Annotated in this window: 18 protein-coding genes and 1 pseudogene; 11 read left to right on the top strand and 8 right to left on the bottom strand. The window is 62.9% G+C overall.

The window, feature by feature from the left end; genetic code table 11:
• Nucleotides 1-6 precede the first annotated feature (6 nt).
• The 3 genes from ACYVKQ_RS05260 (at nt 7) to ACYVKQ_RS05250 (ending at nt 4,606) form a co-directional block, all read left to right on the top strand.
• Complete coding sequence (locus tag ACYVKQ_RS05260; RefSeq protein ID WP_460576361.1) at nt 7-504, top strand: phasin family protein; 498 nt, start codon at nt 7-9, stop codon at nt 502-504.
• A gap of 126 nt (nt 505-630) precedes the next feature.
• Nucleotides 631-2,319, top strand: a complete 1,689-nt coding sequence (locus tag ACYVKQ_RS05255) for an ABC1 kinase family protein (RefSeq protein WP_460576359.1) — start codon at nt 631-633, stop codon at nt 2,317-2,319.
• A gap of 232 nt (nt 2,320-2,551) precedes the next feature.
• Nucleotides 2,552-4,606: a hypothetical protein gene (locus tag ACYVKQ_RS05250; RefSeq protein WP_460576357.1), complete on the top strand. Its 2,055-nt coding sequence runs from the start codon at nt 2,552-2,554 to the stop codon at nt 4,604-4,606.
• Nucleotides 4,607-4,628: 22 nt separating this feature from the next.
• On the opposite strand, the gene ACYVKQ_RS05245 is transcribed toward ACYVKQ_RS05250, so the two are convergent.
• The gene (locus ACYVKQ_RS05245; protein ID WP_460576355.1) at nt 4,629-4,994 is read right to left on the bottom strand and encodes a hypothetical protein; all 366 of its coding nucleotides are present in this window, start codon (nt 4,992-4,994) and stop codon (nt 4,629-4,631) included.
• Nucleotides 4,995-5,256: 262 nt separating this feature from the next.
• A complete protein-coding gene (locus ACYVKQ_RS05240) occupies nt 5,257-7,008 on the bottom strand; it encodes a phospho-sugar mutase (RefSeq protein WP_460576353.1) in 1,752 nt (583 codons plus the stop codon).
• A gap of 234 nt (nt 7,009-7,242) precedes the next feature.
• On the opposite strand from ACYVKQ_RS05240, the gene ACYVKQ_RS05235 reads away from it, so the two are divergent.
• Nucleotides 7,243-8,940, top strand: coding sequence for a Hint domain-containing protein (locus tag ACYVKQ_RS05235; protein WP_460576351.1), 1,698 nt, complete (start codon nt 7,243-7,245; stop codon nt 8,938-8,940).
• Nucleotides 8,941-9,029: 89 nt separating this feature from the next.
• Here the strand turns inward: ACYVKQ_RS05235 and ACYVKQ_RS05230 are convergent, their stop codons facing one another.
• Together ACYVKQ_RS05230 and hppD are read right to left on the bottom strand one after the other, a co-directional pair.
• Nucleotides 9,030-10,013: a LamG-like jellyroll fold domain-containing protein gene (locus ACYVKQ_RS05230; protein ID WP_460576349.1), complete on the bottom strand. Its 984-nt coding sequence runs from the start codon at nt 10,011-10,013 to the stop codon at nt 9,030-9,032.
• A gap of 245 nt (nt 10,014-10,258) precedes the next feature.
• A complete protein-coding gene (gene hppD, locus ACYVKQ_RS05225) occupies nt 10,259-11,392 on the bottom strand; it encodes a 4-hydroxyphenylpyruvate dioxygenase family protein (RefSeq protein WP_460576347.1) in 1,134 nt (377 codons plus the stop codon).
• A 164-nt stretch (nt 11,393-11,556) separates the two neighbouring features.
• Here hppD and ACYVKQ_RS05220 point away from each other — a divergent pair, with 164 nt between their 5' ends.
• From ACYVKQ_RS05220 to ACYVKQ_RS05210, 3 genes are all read left to right on the top strand, one after another.
• Entirely contained in the window at nt 11,557-11,934 is a 378-nt protein-coding gene (locus ACYVKQ_RS05220; RefSeq protein WP_460576345.1) for a hypothetical protein, read from the top strand.
• Between the two features lie 104 nt (nt 11,935-12,038).
• Nucleotides 12,039-12,395, top strand: a complete 357-nt coding sequence (locus tag ACYVKQ_RS05215; RefSeq protein WP_460576341.1) for a DUF952 domain-containing protein — start codon at nt 12,039-12,041, stop codon at nt 12,393-12,395.
• A 114-nt stretch (nt 12,396-12,509) separates the two neighbouring features.
• Complete coding sequence (locus ACYVKQ_RS05210; RefSeq protein ID WP_460576339.1) at nt 12,510-13,334, top strand: hypothetical protein; 825 nt, start codon at nt 12,510-12,512, stop codon at nt 13,332-13,334.
• 131 nt (nt 13,335-13,465) lie between these two features.
• Here the strand turns inward: ACYVKQ_RS05210 and ACYVKQ_RS05205 are convergent, their stop codons facing one another.
• The 4 genes and pseudogenes from ACYVKQ_RS05205 to ACYVKQ_RS05190 form a co-directional block, all read right to left on the bottom strand.
• Nucleotides 13,466-13,984, bottom strand: a complete 519-nt coding sequence (locus tag ACYVKQ_RS05205) for a DUF2911 domain-containing protein (protein WP_460576337.1) — start codon at nt 13,982-13,984, stop codon at nt 13,466-13,468.
• A gap of 331 nt (nt 13,985-14,315) precedes the next feature.
• Nucleotides 14,316-15,611 carry an ABC-F family ATP-binding cassette domain-containing protein gene (locus ACYVKQ_RS05200; RefSeq protein WP_460576488.1) on the bottom strand — a complete coding sequence of 432 codons (1,296 nt, stop codon included), beginning with the start codon at nt 15,609-15,611 and terminating at the stop codon, nt 14,316-14,318.
• 78 nt (nt 15,612-15,689) lie between these two features.
• Nucleotides 15,690-16,226 (bottom strand): annotated as a pseudogene (locus ACYVKQ_RS05195) (ATP-binding cassette domain-containing protein); the annotation flags it as partial.
• Nucleotides 16,227-16,835: 609 nt separating this feature from the next.
• A complete protein-coding gene (locus tag ACYVKQ_RS05190) occupies nt 16,836-17,075 on the bottom strand; it encodes a hypothetical protein (RefSeq protein WP_460576335.1) in 240 nt (79 codons plus the stop codon).
• 206 nt (nt 17,076-17,281) lie between these two features.
• Here ACYVKQ_RS05190 and murI point away from each other — a divergent pair, with 206 nt between their 5' ends.
• From murI to ACYVKQ_RS05170, 4 genes are all read left to right on the top strand, one after another.
• Nucleotides 17,282-18,118: a glutamate racemase gene (gene murI / locus ACYVKQ_RS05185; protein WP_460576331.1), complete on the top strand. Its 837-nt coding sequence runs from the start codon at nt 17,282-17,284 to the stop codon at nt 18,116-18,118.
• A gap of 702 nt (nt 18,119-18,820) precedes the next feature.
• Nucleotides 18,821-19,174, top strand: coding sequence for a CsgE family curli-type amyloid fiber assembly protein (locus ACYVKQ_RS05180; protein WP_460576329.1), 354 nt, complete (start codon nt 18,821-18,823; stop codon nt 19,172-19,174).
• 30 nt (nt 19,175-19,204) lie between these two features.
• A complete protein-coding gene (locus ACYVKQ_RS05175; RefSeq protein ID WP_460576327.1) occupies nt 19,205-19,636 on the top strand; it encodes a curli production assembly/transport component CsgF in 432 nt (143 codons plus the stop codon).
• Between the two features lie 60 nt (nt 19,637-19,696).
• A complete protein-coding gene (locus ACYVKQ_RS05170) occupies nt 19,697-21,112 on the top strand; it encodes a CsgG/HfaB family protein (RefSeq protein ID WP_460576325.1) in 1,416 nt (471 codons plus the stop codon).
• Nucleotides 21,113-21,370: the final 258 nt, after the last annotated feature.

Genomic DNA, 21,370 nt, shown 5'->3' with positions numbered 1-21,370 from the left:
CCCGCCATGGAAGATCTGTTCAAAAAGTTCATTTACGCCGGTGTTGGGTTCGTTTCGCGCACCAACGACCGGGTGCAGGACACCATCAATCAGCTGGTGCAGGAAAACAAACTCTCCCAGACGGAGGGCGAGAAGATCATGCAGGCCCTGCAGAAAAACACCGACACCAAGCGCAAGGAGTTCGAAACGCAGATCAACAGCATCGCCAAGCGCGTGATGAAGGGCATGGGCGTGGCATCCAGCGCCGATGTGGAAGAGCTTAAGCGTACCGTGAAGGGCTCGGGCAGCAGCAAGGCCTCGGGCGCAGCTTCGGCCAGCGGGAGCAAGAAAGCCAGCACGACGGCGGCTTCCAACGCTTCGGGCGCAGCCAAAACGGCTACCAAGGCAGCCGGCGCGGCTTCCACGGCCGCCAAGAAATCGGCCGCGGGCAGCAAGGGCGCCACTACGGCCAAGAAATCCTCGGGCACTGCGGCCAGCGGCTCGGAGGGTGGCAGCAACGCCTAACAGGGCAGCTGCCTTGGGCAGGAACCCCGCTGGCAGGTTGTCAGCGGGGTTTTCTATTGCACCGAATCCGGGTGGGCACGCGCGAAGCCCGACCTTCACGCCTGATTTTTTCCGACTTTGGCGGCAATGTTCAAAAACACGATGACCAACCTGGGGCGCATCCGCCAAGTGGCGGAGGTGCTGCTGCGCTACGGCTTTGAGGACGCGGTGACGAGCACGGCGCTGCGGCGGCTGGTGCCGCGCCAGCGCCGCCGCACCTGGCAGCACGGGGAGGGCAAGCCCGTGTTTGAGATGTCGCGCTGGGAGCGGGTGCGCATGGTCATCGAGGAGCTCGGGCCGACGTTCGTGAAGCTGGCCCAGGTGCTCAGCAACCGCGCCGACCTGCTGCCGCAGGAGCTGGTCGACGAGTTTGCCAAGCTGCAGAGCTCGGTGCCGCCTTTTGCCACGGCGGAGGCCAAGCGCATCATTGAGGCCGAACTCGGCCGCCCGCTGGGAGAGGTGTTCACGGATTTTGAGGACGTGCCGCTCGGGTCGGCCTCCATCGGGCAGGTGCACAAGGCCCGGTTGCTCGACGGCACCGAAGTGGTGGTGAAGGTGCAGCGCCCCGACGCCCGCGACAAAATCACCACCGATCTGAGCCTGCTGCGCGAGCTGGTGCGCCTGACCGGCGGCTACCTGCGCAAGCAGGGGCTGAGCAACCCGCAGGACATCGTGGAAGCCTTCGAGCGGAGCATGATGCAGGAGCTGGACTACACCTCCGAGGGGCGGGCCATGGAGCAATTTCGCAAGCTCTACGCTGACTACCAGACGTTTTACGTGCCCAAGCCCTACCGCGAGCTGAGCACGGCGCGGGTGCTGGTCATCGAGTACATCAGCGGGTGCAAGATTACCGACAAGGAGCAGCTGCTGCGCTGGCGCCTGGACCCGGCCACGGTGGCCGAAACGGGCATGGACATTTACCTGACGCAGATCTTCGAGTTCGGGGTCTTCCACGCCGACCCGCACCCCGGCAACGTGCTCGTGCGCCCCGACGGTACCATCGTGCTCATTGACTTCGGCATGGTGGGACGGCTAACCAAGCAGCAGAAATACGCCTTTGCGGGCGTGTTCATCAGCATGGGCCAGCAGGACGCGCGCGGCATGGCCCTGAACTTCCGCCGGTTGGCCCTCACGGCAGACATCCGCGACATGCGCAGCTTCGAGGCCGACCTGCAGCAACTCATCGACGACTTTGCGGGCCTCGACGTGAAGGAAATGAGCATGAGCGCCCTGGCCGAGCGCCTGCAGAATGTCATCTACCGCTACAAGCTGCAGGTGCCCGGCTCGGTGTTCCTGATACTGCGGGCCCTGGTGATTCTGGAGGGCATCGGTAAGGTGCTGCACCCGGCTTTCAACACCTTCGAGTTCGTGCGCCCTTACGGCCGTCGGCTGGTGCTGGAGCAGTACTCCGTTTCGAACGTGACCACCGAGCTGCAGTACACGGGGCAGCAGCTGCTGGCCCTGATGTACACGCTGCCCACGGATATGCGCCAGATCGTGCGCAAGCTATCCAAGGGCGACCTGCGCGTGCAGGCCCAGCTCAGCGGTTACCTGCCGCTGCTCAACACGGCCGAGCGGCTGGTATCGCGCGGCATCATCACGCTGCTGGCGGTGGCGTTTTTGCTGTTTTCGGGCCTGAGCCTGCTGGGCAGCTACCCGGCCGCGCAGATGCCCTACTACCGCGGCCTACCCGCCATTACGTGGTGGGGGCTGGGCATCACCGGCTTCTGGCTGTTGGTGCTGTTCATCCTGACGGTGCGAAAGGAAAGGCAGTAGCAGGGCGGCCCAGCTACTCGTCATGACTGAGCAGGTGAGGGGCGGCCCGTCGTGGCGGCGCCACCACGGCGGGCCGCCGCTCAGGCGTTGCCCACAAAAACCAACCACGCCGGCAAATCTGTCCCCGTCCGTCGGCTATTTTTGCACTGTGGGATTTTCTGTTGCTTACCGAATGCTGGGCGCGTTGTGCGTTCTGCTGCTTTCTGCTGCCGTTTCACGGGCCCAGGCCCCCTTGCTGCGCGACGTAGCGTTGCGCACCGACACGGCCACCTACCAACTCAGCCGGCACACGGTTATCGTGCAGGGCGAGCCGACCCTGTTCTTCTGGTTTCGGCGCGACGACGAAACCGTAGAGCTGCGCCTGTACCCCGAGCGCATCGCCGGCGACAAGCCGCTGCGCCTGCGCAAGGCCGCTGATTTTCAGCAGCTCGACTCGCTTACGCGCGAGCCGGACGGTGCCTGGCGCACCCGCATCAAGTTTCAGGACCTGACCAGCAGCCAATTTATCCGCTTAGTGGTGGAGCAGCCCGGCGCTACCGCCGACGAAACCCTGCGCGACGTGGTGCCGCTGCTGCCCGTGGCCTACACCTCCGTGGGCCTGCGCGCCTCCGACGACGAGCTGTACGTGGGCGAGGAGAAGGTGCTGGAGCTGAACAGCTCCAACCCGCGCAACGTGCGCGCCACCGGCGAGTGGGTGCGCACCGACGACTTCGACTACCGCGTGCTGCGCGAGGCCAACGGGAGCCTGCGCCTGCACGTGCTGCCCAAGCAGCTAGGGCGCCGTACGCTCACGGTGAAGCTGCAGAGCGAGCGGCCCACGCTGCACAGCGGCGGCCGCCTAAACTACCAGTTGCCCGCCCTCAAGCAGGAGTTTACCGTGAAAGCCTCGCGGCTGCGCTTTCTGTCGCCCGACAAGCGCACCGTCACGCTCGATGACGTGGCCCGGCGCCGCGGGGTGGAGCTGATCCTCGACAACGGCCGCTCCTTTGATCTGCGCCGCACCTATCGCCTCGAAGATCAGGAAGAGCCCGGCGGAGCGCTCATCGCCGAGCTGTTTACGCGCCAGTACCTCTCCAACGACCGGGTGCTCTGCTACCTGCGCCCCTACAACACGCACCGCCAGACCGAAGGCTACCTCTACCTGAAGCAGAACGACCAGGCGCTGTACGTCACCAACCTGGATATCACGCCCAAAACCACCATCACCAGCGTGCAGGTGCTCCACCGCGGCGGCGACTGGACGTCCTCGCTCAACGTGAGCCCCGGCGAAACCGTGGACGTGCGCCTGGAAGGGGAGGGGCTGCAGAAGGCCCGTTTCCACTTTGAGGATTTGCCCGTCATTCCGTCCGACTCCTCCGTGCGCTCCGACGCGCGGGTGGTGCTGCGCGTGCAGGTGCCCATCACCTTCGACAAGCGCAAAAGCGCCATCCTGAACGCCGGGCAGCCCACGGGCTTCAGCCTGAACGTGCGCGAGTTCCAGCGCCCGCACCCGCTCGACTTCGTGTCGGTGGCCTACGGCGAGTCGGCGCGGCCGATAACGCGGCTGAACGGGCCGGTGCTCTACCCGCGCACCATTCGCGACGTGGTGTTCAGCTTCAACACCAACGCCATCGACTCGGACAAGGCGCTGTACGGCAAGCAGATTCTGAACTTCGAGATTCGCACGCTCAACAGCAAGGGTGAGCTGGTGGAAATCCGCAACGTGGAAAACGTGGTGGTGTGCCCCGGCGACAACTCGCCCCGCGCCGCCTTTTACCAGGACAAGCAGTGCCGCACCGACCCGCTGAGCCTGAACAGCCTGCTCGGCCGCAAAACCTACGACCTGGACGACTGGAGCCGCATCATCGTGACGGTGAAGCACCAGGCCAGCCAGTACCAGGAGCCGGGCTCCACGCAGGTGGTGGAGCTGGTGCTCAAGCGTACCTTTAAGTTCGACATCGACGTGAGCTTCCCCGGCGGCCTGCTCACCAAGCGCGCCGGCGAATCGAGCTACACCGATTTCGGCGGCATCTCGCTGGCCACGCTGGCGCAGTTCAGCTTCTACCACCCCGAAAAAATCAACCGCCTGCGGCCCTACAAGGTCGGGGCCGGCTTCGTGGCGCTGAACGCCTTCAACCTGAACAACGCCAACACCAACCGCGACCTGGGCGTGGTCATCCTGGGCTCGGTGTACCCCACCCGCCGCGACGCCAAGCTCACCTTCCCGCTGTACCTGGGCGGCGGCTACCTGCTGACCAAGAAAAAAGCGTTTCTGATGTTCGGGCCGGGCATTGGGGTGCGGCTGTAGGGGGCTGCCTGGCAGAGCCTGTTCAGACCATCACACCTTGCGGGGCTTCCTGGGGATGTATGAATACCACCGGGACTCCGAAGGGCTTGGCTAGGGTTTCGGCCAGTTGCAGCGCGTCGGCTTTGGCAGGCAGGGCCAGGCGCTCCACCACAATGCCTTCGGCAGAACCTGTTACGGAGAGCATTACCACCCAAAAGGCTTCTTGATCGGTGCGCATGCGGCCGGGCCGGCCGGAGGTGCCTAGCTGCGAAAAGTATTTGACCACTACCCGGCTGACGGGCGGCAACTCCTCCCAGCCGCCGATGCGCCAGCCGCCGATTTTGGTGAAATGTCGCAGCCGGAAGTTGGGCAAATCTACTTCAATCCCTTTGGAAAGCACGAAGGGCATTAAGGCCAGTACCAGGCAAATGCCACTCAGGACGGGTTGCCTGAGGTATATGCCTAAGCCTACAAAAACTGCTGTCTGCGCCCAGGTCAACGGGGTTGGTCGGGAAGAAGTGGTAATTTCCATCAGGAGGTCAACGGCCGTGCTTAACTGCAGTGGGTACTAAATATGAAGGCCGGGCTGCGAAACCCGGCCTTTCAATGGAGAAGTAAATTAGGCTATTACCATCCCAAATAAGCCTGTCAGGATGGCATTATAAACCAGTTTACTGCAGCTGCATCTCCTGAATGATCTGCTTGATGCGGCCATCCAGCTGGGCTTGCGCGTCCTCGAACGACTCGTTAGCGCCGAAGGCCGGGTTTTTTAGGCTGAAGTAGAACTTGATCTTCGGCTCGGTGCCTGAGGGGCGGGCCGATACCTTGGAGCCGTCCTCCGTCAGGAACTGCAGCACGTTGGAGCGCTCTAGCGTCAGCGGGGTCTGCTCGCCGGTGCGCAGGTCGCGGGCCACTTGCTGCTGATAGTCGAGCAGCTGCACCACGGGCGAGCCGCCGAGCGAGGCGGGCGGGTTCTGGCGCAGCTCGGCCATCATTTCCTGGATTTCCTCGGCGCCGCGCTGGCCCTTTTTGGTCAGCGAGATGAGGTCTTCCTTGTAGAGGCCGTAGGTGCGGTACATCTGCACCATTTCCTCGTAGAGTGTACGGCCCTGGTCCTTGGCCACGGCGGCCATTTCGGCAATCAGGCAGCAGGCCGATACGGCGTCCTTGTCGCGCACGAAGTCGCCGATCATGTAGCCGTAGCTTTCCTCGCCGCCGCCGATGTAGTAGTGCCCGTCGTTCTGGGCCTCAAACTCGCGGATGACGCCGGCAATGTACTTGAAGCCCGTCAGCGTCTGGAACGAGCGGATGCCGTAGCGCCGGGCCACGTCGCCGAGCACGTCGCTGGTCACGATGGTGTAGACGATGTAGTCCTTCTCGGGGTTGAGCTTGCCGGCCTGCTGGCGGGCCGAGACGAGGTAGTGCGTCAGCAGCGCCGCCGTCTGGTTGCCGTTGACCAGCACCCACTCGCCCTGGGTGTTTTTCACGCCGATGCCCACGCGGTCGGAGTCCGGGTCGGTGGCAATGACGATGTCCGCGTCGAGCTGCTTGGCCTTGTCTAGGGCCATCTGCATAGCTACTTTCTCCTCCGGGTTCGGCGACTTCACGGTGGGGAAGTTGCCGTCGGGCGTGGCCTGCTCCTCCACGATGTGGATGTTGGTGAAGCCGAAGCGCTTCAGCGCGGGCGGCACCGTGGTGATACCCGTGCCGTGGATGGGCGTGTACACGATTTTGAGGTCGTGCTGGCGCTGAATGGCGGCGGGGTTGATGCTGAGCTGGGCTACCTGGCTCAGGTACGCCTCGTCCACCTCGGCGCCGATGATATTGATTCGGGACTCGTCGGCCGCAAACTTCACCGCGTCCACGCTCTGGATGGCGTTGACTTCGCGGATGATGTTCTTGTCGTGCGGGGCCACCACCTGGGCGCCGTCGTTCCAGTACACCTTGTAGCCGTTGTACTCCTTGGGGTTGTGCGAGGCGGTGATGACCACCCCGCTCTGGCAGCCCAGGTGGCGGATAGTATACGACAGCTCGGGCGTGGGGCGCAGGTCCTCAAACAGGTACACGGTGATGCCGTTGGCCGAGAAGATACCGGCGGCCGTCTGGGCGAAGGCGCGCGAGTTCAGGCGCGAATCGTGGGCCACGGCTACCTTGATTTCCTGGCCGGGGAAGCTCTGCAGCAGGTAGTTGCACAGGCCCTGGGTGGCCATGCCCAGGGTGTAGCGGTTCATGCGGTTCGAGCCGACGCCCATTACGCCGCGCAGCCCGCCGGTGCCAAATTCCAGGTCGCGGTAGAAGGCATCGTTCAGGCTTTCTTCGTCGCCGTCGGCCTGCAGCCGGACGATTTCCGCTTTGGTTTCGTCATCGTAGTTGCCGGTAAGCCAGGTATTGATTTTCTGTTGAACGTCAGCGCTCAGAGCCATACAGGAGGAAATGTCGAGTGGAGTATTTCTACGCCAAAGAAAACGGAAGTTTGGACACGGTGTAGCTGAAATAGGATAAGGCTCACATTATCATGCGATTGAACCGCGCCCGGATTTTTCCGCACTTGCAGCCGTCTTAGCGGCTGCGTGGCGCCGGGCCCGGTTGGGGCCTAACAAGCAGCTGCTAAGGCACCTCCGCCACCGTTCCGTTCCCTTTTTTCCGCTTACCCCGCTATGAAAACAATTCACCGCCTGACCAGCCTGCTGATGTTCCTGCTGGTGGCCCTGCTCGTGGTGCTGCCCTTCGCGGTGGCGTTTGCGCAGAAGCCCGTGAAGGTCGACGTGCTCCCGTACTTCGACAAAGTGCCCGCCACGCCCACGGCCTTCAGCAGCACCCTCAAGCGCCCGGCGGGCTTCGCCGAGCTGAACAAGCAGCTGGAACAGCTGCTCGTAGGCATTGCCTCGGGCCGTACCGCTGAGCAAACCCGCGAGCAGCAGGCCCACGAAGCTTTCGGCAAACAGGCCACGGCCGCCGGCGTCGACAAGATGACGGACCAGCAAAAGATGGCTTACATGCAGCAGCACGGCGCCAGCATGCCCGGCTACAACCCGCAGGCCATGCAGCTGGCCCAGCAGATGCAGGACCCCGCCTTCCAGGCCAAGCTGGCCAAGATGAGCGACGCCGAGAAAGCGCAGCTCATGCAGGCGCAGATGGCCCCGGCCGGCTCGGCGCAGCAGCGCATGGTCACGGACCCGAGCTTTCAGGCCGCGCAGGCCGACTTCATGCAGCAGATGAAAAGCCCGGCCTTCCGCACCGCCTGGGAAAAGAAGTCGGAAGCGGAGCAGGACGCCTACATGGCCCAGCTCATGCGCAAGCACGGCCTGAACGAGGCCAAGATGAAGGCCATCGGCGGCAATCAGCCCCCGGCCAAGCTGGCCCCGCTGGTGGCCGGGCCCGCGGTGGACGCCAGCTCAAAGTTGGCGGAGACGGTGATGGCAGAGATGGGCAGCACGGCTTTCGCGCGCCAGCAGCAGCAAATGCAGCAAGATCTGGAGGCCGTCATCACGGAGCACCGTGCCAAACGCGGCCCTGAAGCCCGCGAGGGCGACTGCCGCGGCCAGCAGCAGCAGTACGACCTGGACCGCCAGTACCTGAAGCGCCGCCTGGACGTGATGAGCAAGTACCTGCCCCAGCTCAACGCCACGCTGACGGCTCAGAAAGCCCAGGCCATAGCCCGCGTGACGCCCTTCCAGAAGGAGCTGGCCAAAATCCATTACGGCGACGACATCCAGCGGCCCGAAGAGAAAAATTTCCTGCCCGCGCTGGCCAACGGGCAGCAGATGATGATTGGGCAGGTGCAGCAGCTGGCCAGCGCGGCCAGCGCCATCTACGACCTGAACCAGGAATACACCGAGCTGAAGAAACTCTACGACCAGCCCTTCCAGTGCGAGCAAGCTGTGTGCTTTCCCGCCTTCGCCCGCGTGACGCTGCCCGGCGGCCGGCAGGTGCACATCAGCCAAGTGCGTCCCGGCGACCTGGTGCTAGGCTACGATGCCGCGCGCGGGCTGGTGGTGCCCACCCGCGTGGTGCGCCTCGATATCCACGACGAAAAAGCCTACCCGCTCGTGCAGCTCACCATCGGTACGCCGGAAGTGTACGCCGGCCTCGACGCCGCGCCGGCCCGGCCGCGCCGCGCGGCTTCCGAGCTGGTGCTCACGCCCAACCACCCCATCGTAACCACCGACGGCCAGCAGCTGCGGGCCGACGAGCTGCGTCCCTCCGACGACGTGCTGCAGCTGCAGCCCGAAGCCACGGTGGAAACCACCCACCTGGGCGACCGGCAGGCCGCCGGCACTGCCCCGATCGTGTATAACCTGCGCACCGAAACCGGCAACTACTTCGTCAGCGGTGTGCTCGTCGGCTCGAAATAGGCCTTGCTGTGTCGAGCTTCTGGGCTGATACAACAAAGCGCCCCGGCTAAAGTGGCCGGGGCGCTTTGTTGTGCGAAGGCTGGCGGGGGCTATTGCACGACCATGCGGCGCGTCACGCGCTGCCCGTCGATGGTGAGCTGCGAGAGGTACACACCGGCCGCGAGTTGGACGGCCCGGAAAGGCGCCGCGTAGGAGCCGGCCGGCCGGGTTTCGTCGAGCAGCGTGGCTACTTCGCGGCCCGTCAGATCCAGCACGCTCAGACGCACGTGACCGGGGCGCAGCAGCACGAAGGGAATGGTCGTGTGGTCGACAAAGGGGTTGGGGAAGTTGGGCTGCAGCTGGGCCACTGCGGCGGCGCGTTCCTGGCGGTTGCTGTTGACCAGCTGATTGGTCAGGATCGGGTCGTTGGTCTCCGCCGCCGGGGTGGAGCCGAGCACGCCGGCCGGCCCGCCCGCTACCGAATTGGCCACCTGCTGGTTCGTTACGCTTTCAAACTTGTAGTACGCCCGCAGGCCCGAAGCCACGGGATTGGGGCCGTTGTTCATGTCGGCCTGAATGCCGGCTGCGTCGCGGGCGGTGGCCCACACGGCTACCTCATCGATGTAGCCCTGCCAGCCCGAGTCGCCGGAGTTGTAGCCGATGCCCAGGCTGGTGCCGGACTGCCGGGGCGCATCCACCGCCGAAGCCACCTGCGTGCCGTTGACGTAAAGGCGGCTGGTGGTGCCGTCCCAGGTGTAGGCCACGTGCGTCCAGGTGCGCACCGGTACGGTGCCGCCTTCGAGTACGCCGTACACTTCCAGCTGGCCGAGGCTGTTGACGCCAAACCAGTCGGCGTCGTTGCCGAATTCCAGCACGGTGCTGTAGGAGCCGGCGTTGCCAAACGCGGTGCCGTTGAAGTACACCCAAGCTTCGAGCGTAAACGCCCCGGTCGGGGCAGCCAGATTAACCGAAACCTGGTCGTTCTCGGCAGTGGTAAAGCCGAGGAAATTACCGCCGCGCTGGGCGTAGCTACTGAAACTGATGCCGGTTCCCAACAGGGCGAGCAGGCCGGCTTTGCGCAGAAATGGGGTCATGTCGGGCTGGGGTATAAGGGTGAATCCAATCGGGCAAGAATGGCTGGCCCGGCGGCTCCCTGAGGGCCCGTTGACGACCCGGCGGGCATGCCGGAGCCAGCTTACAAAGCAATGCCCCGAATACCGCCGCAGCAATAACATGATCGTGTGAGGCTTACCCCGGGCCCCAAACGGAAAACGCCCCGGCCAGGCGGCCGGGGCGTTGCGAGAAAACGGTGCTGCCGTTCGGGGCAGCGGAAGGCGGCTTATAGGTTGCCGCGCAGGGCCTGCTCCCGCTCGATGGCTTCGAACAGGGCCTTGAAGTTGCCCTTGCCGAAGCTCTTGGCACCTTTGCGCTGAATGATTTCGAAGAACACCGTGGGACGGTCCTCCACCGGCTTGGTGAAGATCTGCAGCAGGTAGCCCTCCTCGTCGCGGTCCACCAGCAGGTTCAGCTCCTTGATGCTCTCCAGCTCCTCGTCGATGCGGCCCACGCGTTCCAGCAAGTCGTCGTAGTAGGTAGCGGGCACGGTGAGGAACTCCACGCCGCGGCGGCGCAGCTCGGCTACCGTCGAGCGGATGTCGTGGGTGATGATGGCAATGTGCTGCACGCCCGCGTCGTGGTAGAAGTCGAGGTACTCCTCGATCTGCGACTTTTTCTTGCCCTCGGCCGGCTCGTTGATGGGAAACTTCACGAAGCCGTTGCCGTTCGACACCACCTTCGACATCAGGGCCGAGTACTCGGTCGAAATGTCGTCGTCGTCGAAGGTGATGAGCAGCTTAAAGCCCATCACGTCCTCGTAGAACTTTACCCACTGGTTCATCTGGCCCCAGCCCACGTTGCCCACGCAGTGGTCCACGTAGTGCAGGCCCACGGGGTTGCCCTGCGGCACGTTGCTGCTCTTGGCCACGAAGCCCGGCAGGAAGGGCCCCGAGTACTTGGAGCGCTCCACGAAGGTGTGGATGGTTTCGCCGTAGGTGTAGATGCCGGCCAGGGTTACCTCGCCGTGCGCGTCCGAAATCGTGTAGGGCTCAAAGGCAGGCTTGGCGCCGCGCTTGGTGGTTTCCTCGAAGCTCTTGCGGGCGTCGTCCACCCACAGCGCCATCACCTTCACGCCGTCGCCGTGCTTGGCCACGTGCTGGGTGATTTCCGAGTCGGGCAGCAGCGACGTGGTCAGCACCAGGCGGATCTTGTTTTGCTGCAGCACGTAGCTGGCCCGGTCGCGCACGCCGGTTTCGGGACCGGCGTAGGCCACCAGCTCAAAGCCGAACGCGGCCTGGTAGAAGTAGGCCGACTGCTTGGCGTTGCCGACGTAAAACTCGAGGTGGTCGGTGCCGTTCAGGGGCAGAAAATCGGCGGTTTGCGAGGCAGCGGCAGCGGCCGGGGTAAGGGTTTCCATGCGCAGTGGGTGGGTTTTGGGTGGAAGAATGGCCTGTCGGGGAAAGATGCCGTAAAAATACTCTTTCAGGCTAATTCGTGCCCGCCGTGGGCATTTTCTTGATTCTTTCCCAAATTTGCTCCGGACGCCGCACCTTCCCCAACCCGGCCGCCTTACTGACTCCTATGGATACCAACGCCCTGAACAAGGCCCTGACGGCCCTCCTCACCAAGAAACACGAACTGCACCAGCTCGCCTACAGTGATGCGCGCTACGACGACGTGGAAGAAGAGCTGCACGACCTCGAAGACGACTTCAACGAGGAGTACGGCGAGTTTCTGGAAGCTGCTCTGGAAAAGGTACACGGCGACTTGGGCTCCGATACCGACGTGCTGCTGCCGACGGCCTACCTGCCCGCCAACCCCCAGCCCACAGCCGAAGACGGCGTGTGGGTGGATTCGGAGAAGTACCCGGGCAAAGTGCGCCTGGTGCTGCTGCCCAACCCCGTCCGCTTCGTGCTGAACACCAGCAAAGGCCAGCAGCACGAGCTCTGGAAGGCGTAAGTCGTTGAGAATTGCCAAATGGCTGCATGGCCAAATGGTTGGTCGTTCTGACGTGTTAGAACCACCACCCATTTGGCCATGCAGCCATTTAACCATTTATTCCCATGCTTTACCGCGTAGCTGAGCAAGCCGACTGGCAACGGGCCCAACAAACCGGCTTTTTTGCCAGTGCCGACCTGCAAGCCGAAGGCTTCATTCATACTTCCGAGCTGCACCAACTGGTGGAAACCGCCAACCGCTACTACCTCGGCCGCCGTGACGTGCTGCTGCTGGAGCTCGACGAGCCGGCGCTGCAAGCCGCCGCGGTGCCCGTCAAGCGCGAGTGGGCCGCCAGCCGGCAGCAGTTCTTCGCCCACGTATTCGGGCCGATTCCGCTGCGGGCCATTCCGCGCACCTTTCCGCTCACCCCCGCTGCCGACGGGACTTTCGCGCTGCCGCCGGCGTTGCAGCCCACGCCCTAAGCCCGCCGGACGGGGGCAGGCGCCGGGCAGAAAGAAGAAGCTGGCTGGGCTGGCTGGCACTTGTTTCCGGGCAAGAATCATCGTTTCTTACGTGTCCACCTAGCTTCGTCACGTATGCCGCTTTCTACCCTTCGTTCCGTTGCCCGCCTGCTGAGCGCCAGTGCCTGCGCGGTGCTGCTCGGCGCCTGTTCCACCTCGTACTACGTGCTGGTGAAGCCCGCCGGCGGCGAAGGGCGCTGGCAGGATGGGCTGGAAGTCGTGTCCAGCCAGGCCGATAGCCTGGACGTGCGCCTGGGCGTGGTATCGACGTCCGGGCCCTGGCTGGAGTTCGACGTGACGGTCCGCAACCGCAGCTCCCGGCCGGTGCTGGTTGCGCCGGAAGCCTTTTACCTCGATGCCTACGGCGGGCAGCCCGGGGCAGCCGTAGCAGCCGGGCCCTTGCGCGTGCAGGCCGAAAACCCCGAGCAGAACATCCAGAGCCTGCAGCAGCAGGTGCAGTACCACGAGCAGAAATCCACGGCCCTGCCGGCCACGGAAGTGCTGTCGTCGCTTTCCAACCTGGTGGATGACCTCAGCAGCAAGAAGCGCAAGGAAACCGAGGAGCAGCGCAACGCCCGCGAAGCCAACTACAAGGCCGAAATGGCCCGCTACGAGCAGGAGCGAACTGCCCACGCCGTGCAGGCGGTTTCGGCCCGCCAGCAGGCGCAGGCCCTGGAGGAGCAGCTGCTGCGCAAAACCACCCTCGATCCGGGCTATGCCCTGCGCGGCCGCGTGCGCTTCCGCCGCTACACCGATTCAGCTACGCGGCTGCGGCTGGTAACGCCCGTGGCCGGCCGCGAGCTGGCCGCTGAGTTTACCCAGCAGCGCTTCCGCATGGATGGCCGCCAACTGCCCACCGCTACCGCTGCGCCCACCAAAACCGTCGGCCCTGCGCGCTAATGCCCGGACCGGCCGGCACGGAAGTCGCAGCTGTCAAGCAGGGCTCCTAGGCACCGCTGACTGCAGCTGTTGCGCTACAAAAAAGGCCCGCCGGATGATTCCAGCGGGCCTTTTTTATACGGGCAAGAACCTTACTTAATGGCAACGGGCAGTTCCATGTTTTCCCAGCGCAGCACCAGGCCGGGGCTGGTCACGGCGTAGGTCAGCCGCTCGTTCATCGAGGATGCTTTGCGCGGCGTAGCCGTTACGCGCAGCGCGTCCTGCTTCTCGTCGTACTTGTAAGCGCCCCACTGGTTGGGCGTTTTGTTGAATACCACCGTCCACTGCTGCTCCGTGGGAATGACGAAGAACGCGTACGTGCCGGCGGGCAGGGCCTTGCCCTCTACTGTCACCGGTTGGTCGAAGGTAACCGTGGTGGCTTCGTTGGCGCCGGCGCGCCACACTTGGCCGTAGGGCACCAGCTCGCCCCAGATCTTGCGGCCCTTCACGGCGGGGCTGCTGTACTTCACGGTGACGTTGGCTTTGCCGGCCTTGCCGGTGGCAGTGGCGGCCGGGCTGGGCTTGGCGGCGTCCTGGGCCTGGCTGGCTACCGACCAGAGCACCCCGACGAGCAGGGCGAGAAATAGACGGAAGATGCGGGTGTTTTTCATGGGGTTTGGAAAAGAAGAGGGGGTTGGGAAATGCCGCAGGCGGCAAGCGAAAGGTAAGGGAATCACGAACTTCAGCCATGGACGCGGGCCAAGCAAAGGAGCTGCATGAGCTCCTGGCTTCCGTAACTGAAAATGCGCCGATTCATTTCCACGCTGTAAAAGCGTTCTGCGGCCAAGTTGTTGCGCTTGCCGAAGCTCTGGTCGGGTCCATACGGCTCCGCACGCCGTCACGGCACCGCTGCCCCGCAAAAAGCCCTCGAACCTCGCCTGCGCGGACGCTAACCGAGGCCCGAGGGCTGCATAAATGTCGCTGGCGAAGTCGCCGTGGAGATTAGATGAACTCGGCCAGCTCCAGCCACCGCTCGCTCTTGCTGTCCAGCTCGGCGTCGGTGCGCTTGAGGTCGGCGGCCCAATCGGCCAGCTCCTTGTGCGAGCCGTTGCCCGAATTCAGCTTTTCGATGAACTGCTGCTTCTGGGCTTCGAGGCGCTCAATGTCCTTTTCCAGCGTTTCGTACTCCTTTTTCTCCGCGAAGCTGAGTTTGCGCTTCGGTGCGGCCGGGGCCGCCGGAGCGGCTTTGGTTTCGGCCGAAGGGGCCACGCCGGCCGCGGCTTTGGCCGTGCGCGCCTGCTCGCGGGCGTACTCCTCCGATTCGTGCTCCTTCTGCCACTCGCGGTAGTCGGTGTAGTTGCCGGGGAACTGCCGGATCTGTCCGCCCGGCTCCAGCACGAACACGTGCTCTACCAGCGCATCCATGAAGTACCGGTCGTGCGACACGATGAGCAGGCAGCCGGAGAAATTCAGCAGGAAGTCCTCCAGAATGTTGAGCGTGATGATGTCCAGGTCATTTGTGGGCTCGTCGAGGATCAGGAAGTTCGGATTCTTGATGAGCACGCGCAGCAGCTGCAGGCGGCGCTTTTCGCCCCCGCTGAGCTTGCTTACCAGCGTGTACTGCTGGGCCGGCGGAAACTGGAAGTGCTGCAGAAACTGCGAGGCCGTGACCACGTCGCCGTTGGCCATTTCCACCACTTCGGCCACTTCCTTCACAATGTCGATGACGCGCTGCGACTCGTCGAACTCCAGCTCCGACTGCGTGTAGTAGCCGAACACGGTGGTCTGGCCCGCGTCCACGGTGCCGGAGTCGGGCTGCAGCTTGCCGGTGAGCATGTTCAGCAAGGTGGACTTGCCGGCCCCGTTCGGCCCGATCAGGCCAATGCGGTCCTTTTTCTTGAACACGTAGCTGAAGTCGTCGAGCACCACCTTGTCGCCGAACTGCTTGTGCAGGTGCTCTACCTCGATGATTTTGCCGCCCTGCCGGGTGGTTTTCACCGATAGCTCCAGCTGCGGGCCACCAATCTTGGTTTTGGCCTTTTCCTGCGTTTCGTAGAAGGCGTCGATGCGGGCCTTCTGCTTGGTACCGCGGGCTTGGGGCTGGCGGCGCATCCACTCCAGCTCCTTGCGCAGCAGGTTGCGGGCTTTTTCCACTTCGGCCACTTCCATCTGCTCCCGCTCGGCCTTTTTCTCCACGAAGTAGGAGTAGTTGCCCTGGTAGCGGTGCACGCGGCCCTGGTCCAGTTCCACGATTTCGTTGGCCACCTTGTCGAGGAAGTACCGGTCGTGGGTAACCATCAGCAGCGTGAGGGTGGGGGAGGCCAGCCGGTTTTCCAGCCACTCAATGGTGTCCAGGTCCAAGTGGTTGGTGGGCTCGTCCAGAATCAGCACCTCGGGCTCCTCGATGAGCACCCGCGCCAGGGCCACGCGCTTGCGCTGCCCGCCCGACAGGTGCCGCACCTGCCGCTCCAGCAGCGGCCCCAGAATGCCCAAGCGGCCCAGAATCTGCTTGACCTGCGCCTCGTAGTCCCAGGCGTTGAGCGCGTCCATCTGCTCCATGACCCGCTGCAAGTCCGCGGACTTGTGGTCGGGGTCGTTCACCACGTGCTCGTAGTCGCGGATGGCGGCCAGGGTGTCGTTTTGCGAGGCAAAGATGGTTTGCTCCACCGTCAGCTCCTCGTCGAACTGCGGCTGCTGGCCCAGGAAAGCCACCCGAATGCCCTTGCGTACGCTCACCAGGCCCGTATCAGGCTGCTCTAGGCCGGCCAGGATGCGCAGCAGGGTAGTTTTGCCGGCCCCGTTGATACCAACCAGCGCCACGAGCTGCCCTTGTTGTAGCCCAAAGGCCAGGTCGCGGAACAGCCAGCGGTCCGCGTAATTTTTAGAGAGATTTTCGCCAGAAAGCAGATTCATAGCTGCAAAGGTACGGCAGCCTAAAGCTAGAATACAGCGGCTGACGTAACTAGCAGCCGTAGGCTCTGAACCACCGCGTTCTTAATGCGAATAGATTTCGGCAAAAGCATTAAGCCAGGTTCCCTGCTCCGCCGGTGGTCATTGGGGTTGGTACTGGAATACTTATGGTATCCAGTTGTGCTAATCCTGCTTCTGCGGGGGCAGCCCTAATCCTGCTACGCATCCCAATGGGGCATCTAAAACTGAACCTCCTGGCAACGGTGGTAGCACTGGGAGCCTTTGGGGTTTGGTGCGGCCGCAACTTTACGTGTAATGCACCGGCTTACGCGCCTAGGTAATTCCATGACCAAACGTGCGCTACTACTGTGGCGCAGGGAGCAATTCCACATTGGACCCTGCACCAGGAAACGCACGAGCTATGGATTTCCGCGGACACCAGGAGCAACCGCCTGTACATTTTGATAATACCGGATGGTTTATTTGCCAACCTGTTTACCCTGACACGAGGCGGCTTTCCTTCGCCCTACTATGCACTCACAAACTTTAAGCGAATGGCCAGACTTAAAGCGTTATTTAGTCTCCGCAGGGCAAGCCTGTAAAGGCAGGAACTCAAATCACCCGCACCCGGTCGCGGTGCACGTCGTCGCGCAGAATTTCCAGACCGCGGTAGGCCAGCGGCCGGCCGGTGTTGGTGGTCAGGTCGCCGCCGTCGGCGTGTAGGCCCGCTACGTCGAGGATGAGCTGGGTGTATTTCCGCTCGCCCAGCTCAATGGCGACCGGCCGGCCGTGGGTGGAATCGTAATGGGCCAGCGCCTGGTCTATTTCTTCCAGAATGACGCTTCGGTGCATAGACAGCGGAAGTGGTTGGCTTAGCAACTTACTAAATCAAGACGAAATCCGGTAGCGCGGGGATTGATGAGCCCGCCAGACCCACTCGTTTTTGGCCGGCAGGCACCGGCGCGGGGTAGTAGCTTCAGCAATGGGAGCAGCGTCACCGCACGCGGCCGGCCACCCGCTCGAATTCGGTATTCGCCACTTGCCGTACCTTCGGCCCCATGTCCGTATCCGCACCCGTTCCCTCCGCCGACGCGCGCCCCATCGGCGTATTCGACAGCGGTATTGGTGGCCTCACCGTGGCCCGTGCCGTGAACCACCTGCTGCCCCAGGAGCGACTGGTGTACTTCGGCGACACGGCTCACCTGCCTTACGGCGACAAGAGCACGGCGGCTATTCAGGCTTACTCCGTGAAAATCTGCGACCTGTTGTTGCGCCAGCACTGCAAGGTCATCCTCATTGCCTGCAATTCGGCTTCGGCCGCCGCCTACGAGCTGGTGCGCGAATACGTAGGGTCCAAGGCGCGGGTGCTCAACGTCATCGACCCCATTGTGCGGCACGTCGGCGAGCATTATGCCGGCCGCGAGGTTGGCCTGATTGGCACCAAGCAGACAGTAGGCTCCAACGTGTACCGCAAGAAGCTCGACGCGCTGGACCGCGGCATCAACCTGCACGCGCTGGCCACGCCCTTGCTGGCACCCATGGTAGAAGAAGGCTTCGTCCGCGGTGAGGTGAGCCAGAGCGTCATCAACACCTACCTCTCTGACCCGGCATTGGCCGGCATCGACGCGTTGGTACTGGCCTGCACCCATTATCCGCTGATCCGGGAGCAGATTGCGGATTATTACAGGGGGCAGGTTGACGTGCTCGACCCGTCGCACATCGTGGCCGAAGCGCTGCGGGAACAGCTGGCCGCCCACGGCCTGGCCGCCCCGGTTGCGGAGCGTGCGCCCCAGCACCACTTTTACGTCTCGGATTTTACGCCCTCGTTTGAAGAAAGCACCCGGCTCTTTTTTGGCCAGGAGGTCGACCTCGAGCATTATCCACTCTGGGAGTAGCGCCTCAGCTGCTGGACTGTCCGGTGCCGTGAAGCTTTAGGTGGTGTGCGGGGCCGGACTTGGACCGGCTCCGGTAGGGGCGGTGCTGCAGGCCGCATAGCTACTAGGCAGATGGCCTGAGGAGGGGCAGAGGTTGATTTGGGGCCGTCTTGGTCCGGTATGCTTGGTAGAGACATTATGAAACGGCCTATTGCTCCGCTTAAAGTTTTGATTGAACAGCTAAGCTGAGTGGTGAGAGACTCTGCATCGGTCAATATTATTGGATAAGCAATATAATTAAAAAGAAGTGTGATATTTTATTCCATTTTCATTGGATAATACTTTCATATAATTACATTTGGTTGATACAGGGGCTCCGGGCAACTAGGCGGCTGCTCCCTGCGAATCAATCTTTCCACGCGTGCGGTTCAAGCCAACGCCACAGCCTCCGCGCGCCTTTTTTCCACCATTATGCGACGGACAGCCAAACCTGTTCCCCCGCCACCACCGGTATTGTGGTGGCGGCCCTGGATGATTGCGCTCGGGTGTTTCCTGCTGCTCCTGCTGCACCTCGATACGGCGGCGCAAACGCCTGGCAAACCTGGCTCCGCGGCTTCTCAGCCTGCACCGGCCCGGTCGTATGAAACGGCCCCTCCCAAAGAGCAGCGCGTGTCGGCGAAGCAGCTGGAGGAAGTTCTGCGGCGGGTTTTGCGGCCCGATTCAGTGCAAACGCGCAAGCTGCGGCCGACCGAAATCGAAGGCCTGATTGTGGACCAGACCATTACCAAAGTGGGCCACGACTTCTACGACGTCTTCTACACTCACTGGGAAGCTCCGCCGGGCACTTCTGACTTCACGGTGGTGCTGCGCGAGCGGCCCGCCCGCGGTACGGCCACGCTGGTGGCGCTGGAGGTCAACGATACGGAACTGCTGGAAATGCCTCTGCAGCCCAAGTTCGACGTGGTAGAAGCCGCTGCTCAGGAAGCGGTAGCCGTTGCGCAGGATTTCCTGATTCGCTCGCAGACCGTGAAAAACCAGCTCGACGGCGCGGACCAGTCCGGCACCGGCCTGTTTTGATGCCTTCTCCACCTTTTTTCTCCACGCATTATGAAATCCAGTCTACTCATTCGGGTGGCCTTGCTGCTGGGCCTGTTGCTGCTGGGCGCCCGGCACCAGGGCAAAGCCCAGGACCTTGTGTACGAACCCAAAAATCCATCTTTTGGAGGCGGCAACACCTTCAACTATTCCTGGCTGCTGAGCTCGGCGCAGGCCCAGAACACCATCGAGGACGAAGGTGCCAAAACGGGCTTCGAGCGCGACCCGCTGAAGGAATTTGAGCAAAGCTTGAATCAGCAGATTCTCGGGCAGCTGTCGCGGCAGCTCATCAGTACGCAGTTCGGCGAAGGCGGCATCAAGGAAGGCACTTACAACATCGGCGCCTACCAGCTCAACGTGACGCCTACCGGCACGGGCATTTCGGTACAAATCACCGACTCGGGCACCGGCAATCAAACGACCATCGTCATTCCCTTCTTCTAACCTCGTGCCCGACTGAGGAGCCCGCCACGGCTCCTCAGTCGGGTTTTGCGTTTCTCCACCATGCGTATCATCGTTTGCATTGCCCGCGCCGCGGCTTGGCTGCTGCTGGGCGCAGCGGCTGGCTGTGCGCCGTATTTTCACCAACCGTTCACCACCGAGCGTGCACGCCTGGGGGCCGAAGTAAGGGCCAGCGAAACGCTGCGCAGCCTGCCCGCCCCCCAGGAGCCGGTGGTGGTGGCCGTGTATAAGTTTCGGGATCAGACCGGGCAGTACAAGCCCACGGCCAACGGCTCTAGCTTCTCCACGGCCATTACCCAGGGCGCCACCAGCATCCTGCTGCGGGCCTTGGAGGACTCGCGCTGGTTTGAGCCGATTGAGCGTGAAAACTTGGGCAACCTGCTCAACGAGCGGAAAATCATCCGCAGCAGCCGGGCCGAATTTTCCGAGGCCAGCGGCCAGAAAGAGCCGCCGCTGCCGCCGCTGCTGTTTGCGGGCGTGATTCTGGAAGGCGGCATCATTTCCTACGATGCCAACATGCTCACCGGCGGGGCCGGGTTGCGGTACTTCGGCGCGGGTGCTTCTGGGCAGTACCGCCAAGACCGGGTAACGGTGTACCTGCGGGCCATCAGCACCAGCAACGGGCAGATCCTGAAGACGGTGTACACCACCAAAACCATTCTGTCGCAGCAGGTAGATGCCAGCCTGTTCCGCTTCGTGAGCTTCAAGCGCCTGCTCGAAACGGAGACGGGGTTTACTTACAATGAACCCACCGAAATGGCGGTGAAGGAGGCCATCGAAAAATCGGTGCAGGCCCTCATCATCGAAGGCATGATGGACGGCCTGTGGGTACCGCGCAACCCTGCCGACCGCAAAGGCCGGGCGGTGGTGCAGTACCTAGCGGAGAAAGACGAAAACGCCACGACTGACGTACTAGGACGCTCCCTGCGTGAACGACGCAGCAACTTTGGCCTGGGCCTGAGCGCGGCGGCCCTGCGTTACGGCGGCGACTTTCGTAACCCGCAGCTGCAGCCCGGCGCCGAACTGACGCTGCGCTACGGGGGCAACGGCCGCCTGGCCGGCGCCGTGAACCTGGGCCGCAGTACCCTGGCCGCCGGCGATTTTTACCGTGAGACGTTTAACTACGCGGAAGCAGCTATGCACCTGCGGCTGTTTCCGCAGGAGCGGCTTACGCCTTTCGTACTGGCGGGCGGCGGGATTACCAGCCGCAGCCGCAGCGTAGCGGGTGGGGGAGAAGTGTTTCCGCACGTGCTGGCCGGTGCCGGCGTAGAATACCTTCCCACCGACCGCCTGGGCGTGCAGCTACTCGTCGACAACCACTATTACCTCTCCGATAAGCTGGATCAGGTCGTCCAGGGTAAGTACAACGATTTTTACTGGGCAGGACGCGTGGGCGTAGTCTGGTACCTTGGCCGGCGGCAGCCGCTGCTAAACGCGCCCCTGAAAAAGAAGCCTTAAGCAGCGGTAGCTGTCCTGGTGTTGCCCGCGGCGCTGCCAATTCAGCAGCGCCGCGGGCATTTTCATACAATCACGGATGACTACACTGCCGCAGACCCACCTCCAGATTCAGTTGTTCTCTGGAGTCTATTCTCCTCTTACCCCAAAGACCTGACGGCAATAAAGCACCCACTTAAGGCTTACGGTGAAGGTATAAGAGCGTGTTGGGGATTAGGTAATACGATTTAGACAAAGAGCGATGTTGGCCCAGAGCACCCA

Source organism: Hymenobacter coalescens, from assembly GCF_054783195.1.
The sequence above is the reverse complement of the archived record's forward strand: the minus strand, read 5'-3'. Positions and strand labels throughout refer to the sequence as shown.

Coding starts and splice junctions, on each gene's coding strand:
- ACYVKQ_RS05240 (WP_460576353.1), bottom strand. CDS start 7,008: ATGGCTCTGAGCGCTGACGTTCAACAGAAAATCAATACCTGGCTTACC.
- ACYVKQ_RS05230 (WP_460576349.1), bottom strand. CDS start 10,013: ATGACCCCATTTCTGCGCAAAGCCGGCCTGCTCGCCCTGTTGGGAACC.
- ACYVKQ_RS05220 (WP_460576345.1), top strand. CDS start 11,557: ATGGATACCAACGCCCTGAACAAGGCCCTGACGGCCCTCCTCACCAAG.
- ACYVKQ_RS05255 (WP_460576359.1), top strand. CDS start 631: ATGTTCAAAAACACGATGACCAACCTGGGGCGCATCCGCCAAGTGGCG.
- murI (WP_460576331.1), top strand. CDS start 17,282: ATGTCCGTATCCGCACCCGTTCCCTCCGCCGACGCGCGCCCCATCGGC.
- ACYVKQ_RS05210 (WP_460576339.1), top strand. CDS start 12,510: ATGCCGCTTTCTACCCTTCGTTCCGTTGCCCGCCTGCTGAGCGCCAGT.
- ACYVKQ_RS05235 (WP_460576351.1), top strand. CDS start 7,243: ATGAAAACAATTCACCGCCTGACCAGCCTGCTGATGTTCCTGCTGGTG.
- ACYVKQ_RS05200 (WP_460576488.1), bottom strand. CDS start 15,611: ATGGTTACCCACGACCGGTACTTCCTCGACAAGGTGGCCAACGAAATC.
- ACYVKQ_RS05190 (WP_460576335.1), bottom strand. CDS start 17,075: ATGCACCGAAGCGTCATTCTGGAAGAAATAGACCAGGCGCTGGCCCAT.
- ACYVKQ_RS05245 (WP_460576355.1), bottom strand. CDS start 4,994: ATGCCCTTCGTGCTTTCCAAAGGGATTGAAGTAGATTTGCCCAACTTC.
- ACYVKQ_RS05215 (WP_460576341.1), top strand. CDS start 12,039: ATGCTTTACCGCGTAGCTGAGCAAGCCGACTGGCAACGGGCCCAACAA.
- ACYVKQ_RS05175 (WP_460576327.1), top strand. CDS start 19,205: ATGAAATCCAGTCTACTCATTCGGGTGGCCTTGCTGCTGGGCCTGTTG.
- hppD (WP_460576347.1), bottom strand. CDS start 11,392: ATGGAAACCCTTACCCCGGCCGCTGCCGCTGCCTCGCAAACCGCCGAT.
- ACYVKQ_RS05260 (WP_460576361.1), top strand. CDS start 7: ATGGAAGATCTGTTCAAAAAGTTCATTTACGCCGGTGTTGGGTTCGTT.
- ACYVKQ_RS05170 (WP_460576325.1), top strand. CDS start 19,697: ATGCGTATCATCGTTTGCATTGCCCGCGCCGCGGCTTGGCTGCTGCTG.
- ACYVKQ_RS05205 (WP_460576337.1), bottom strand. CDS start 13,984: ATGAAAAACACCCGCATCTTCCGTCTATTTCTCGCCCTGCTCGTCGGG.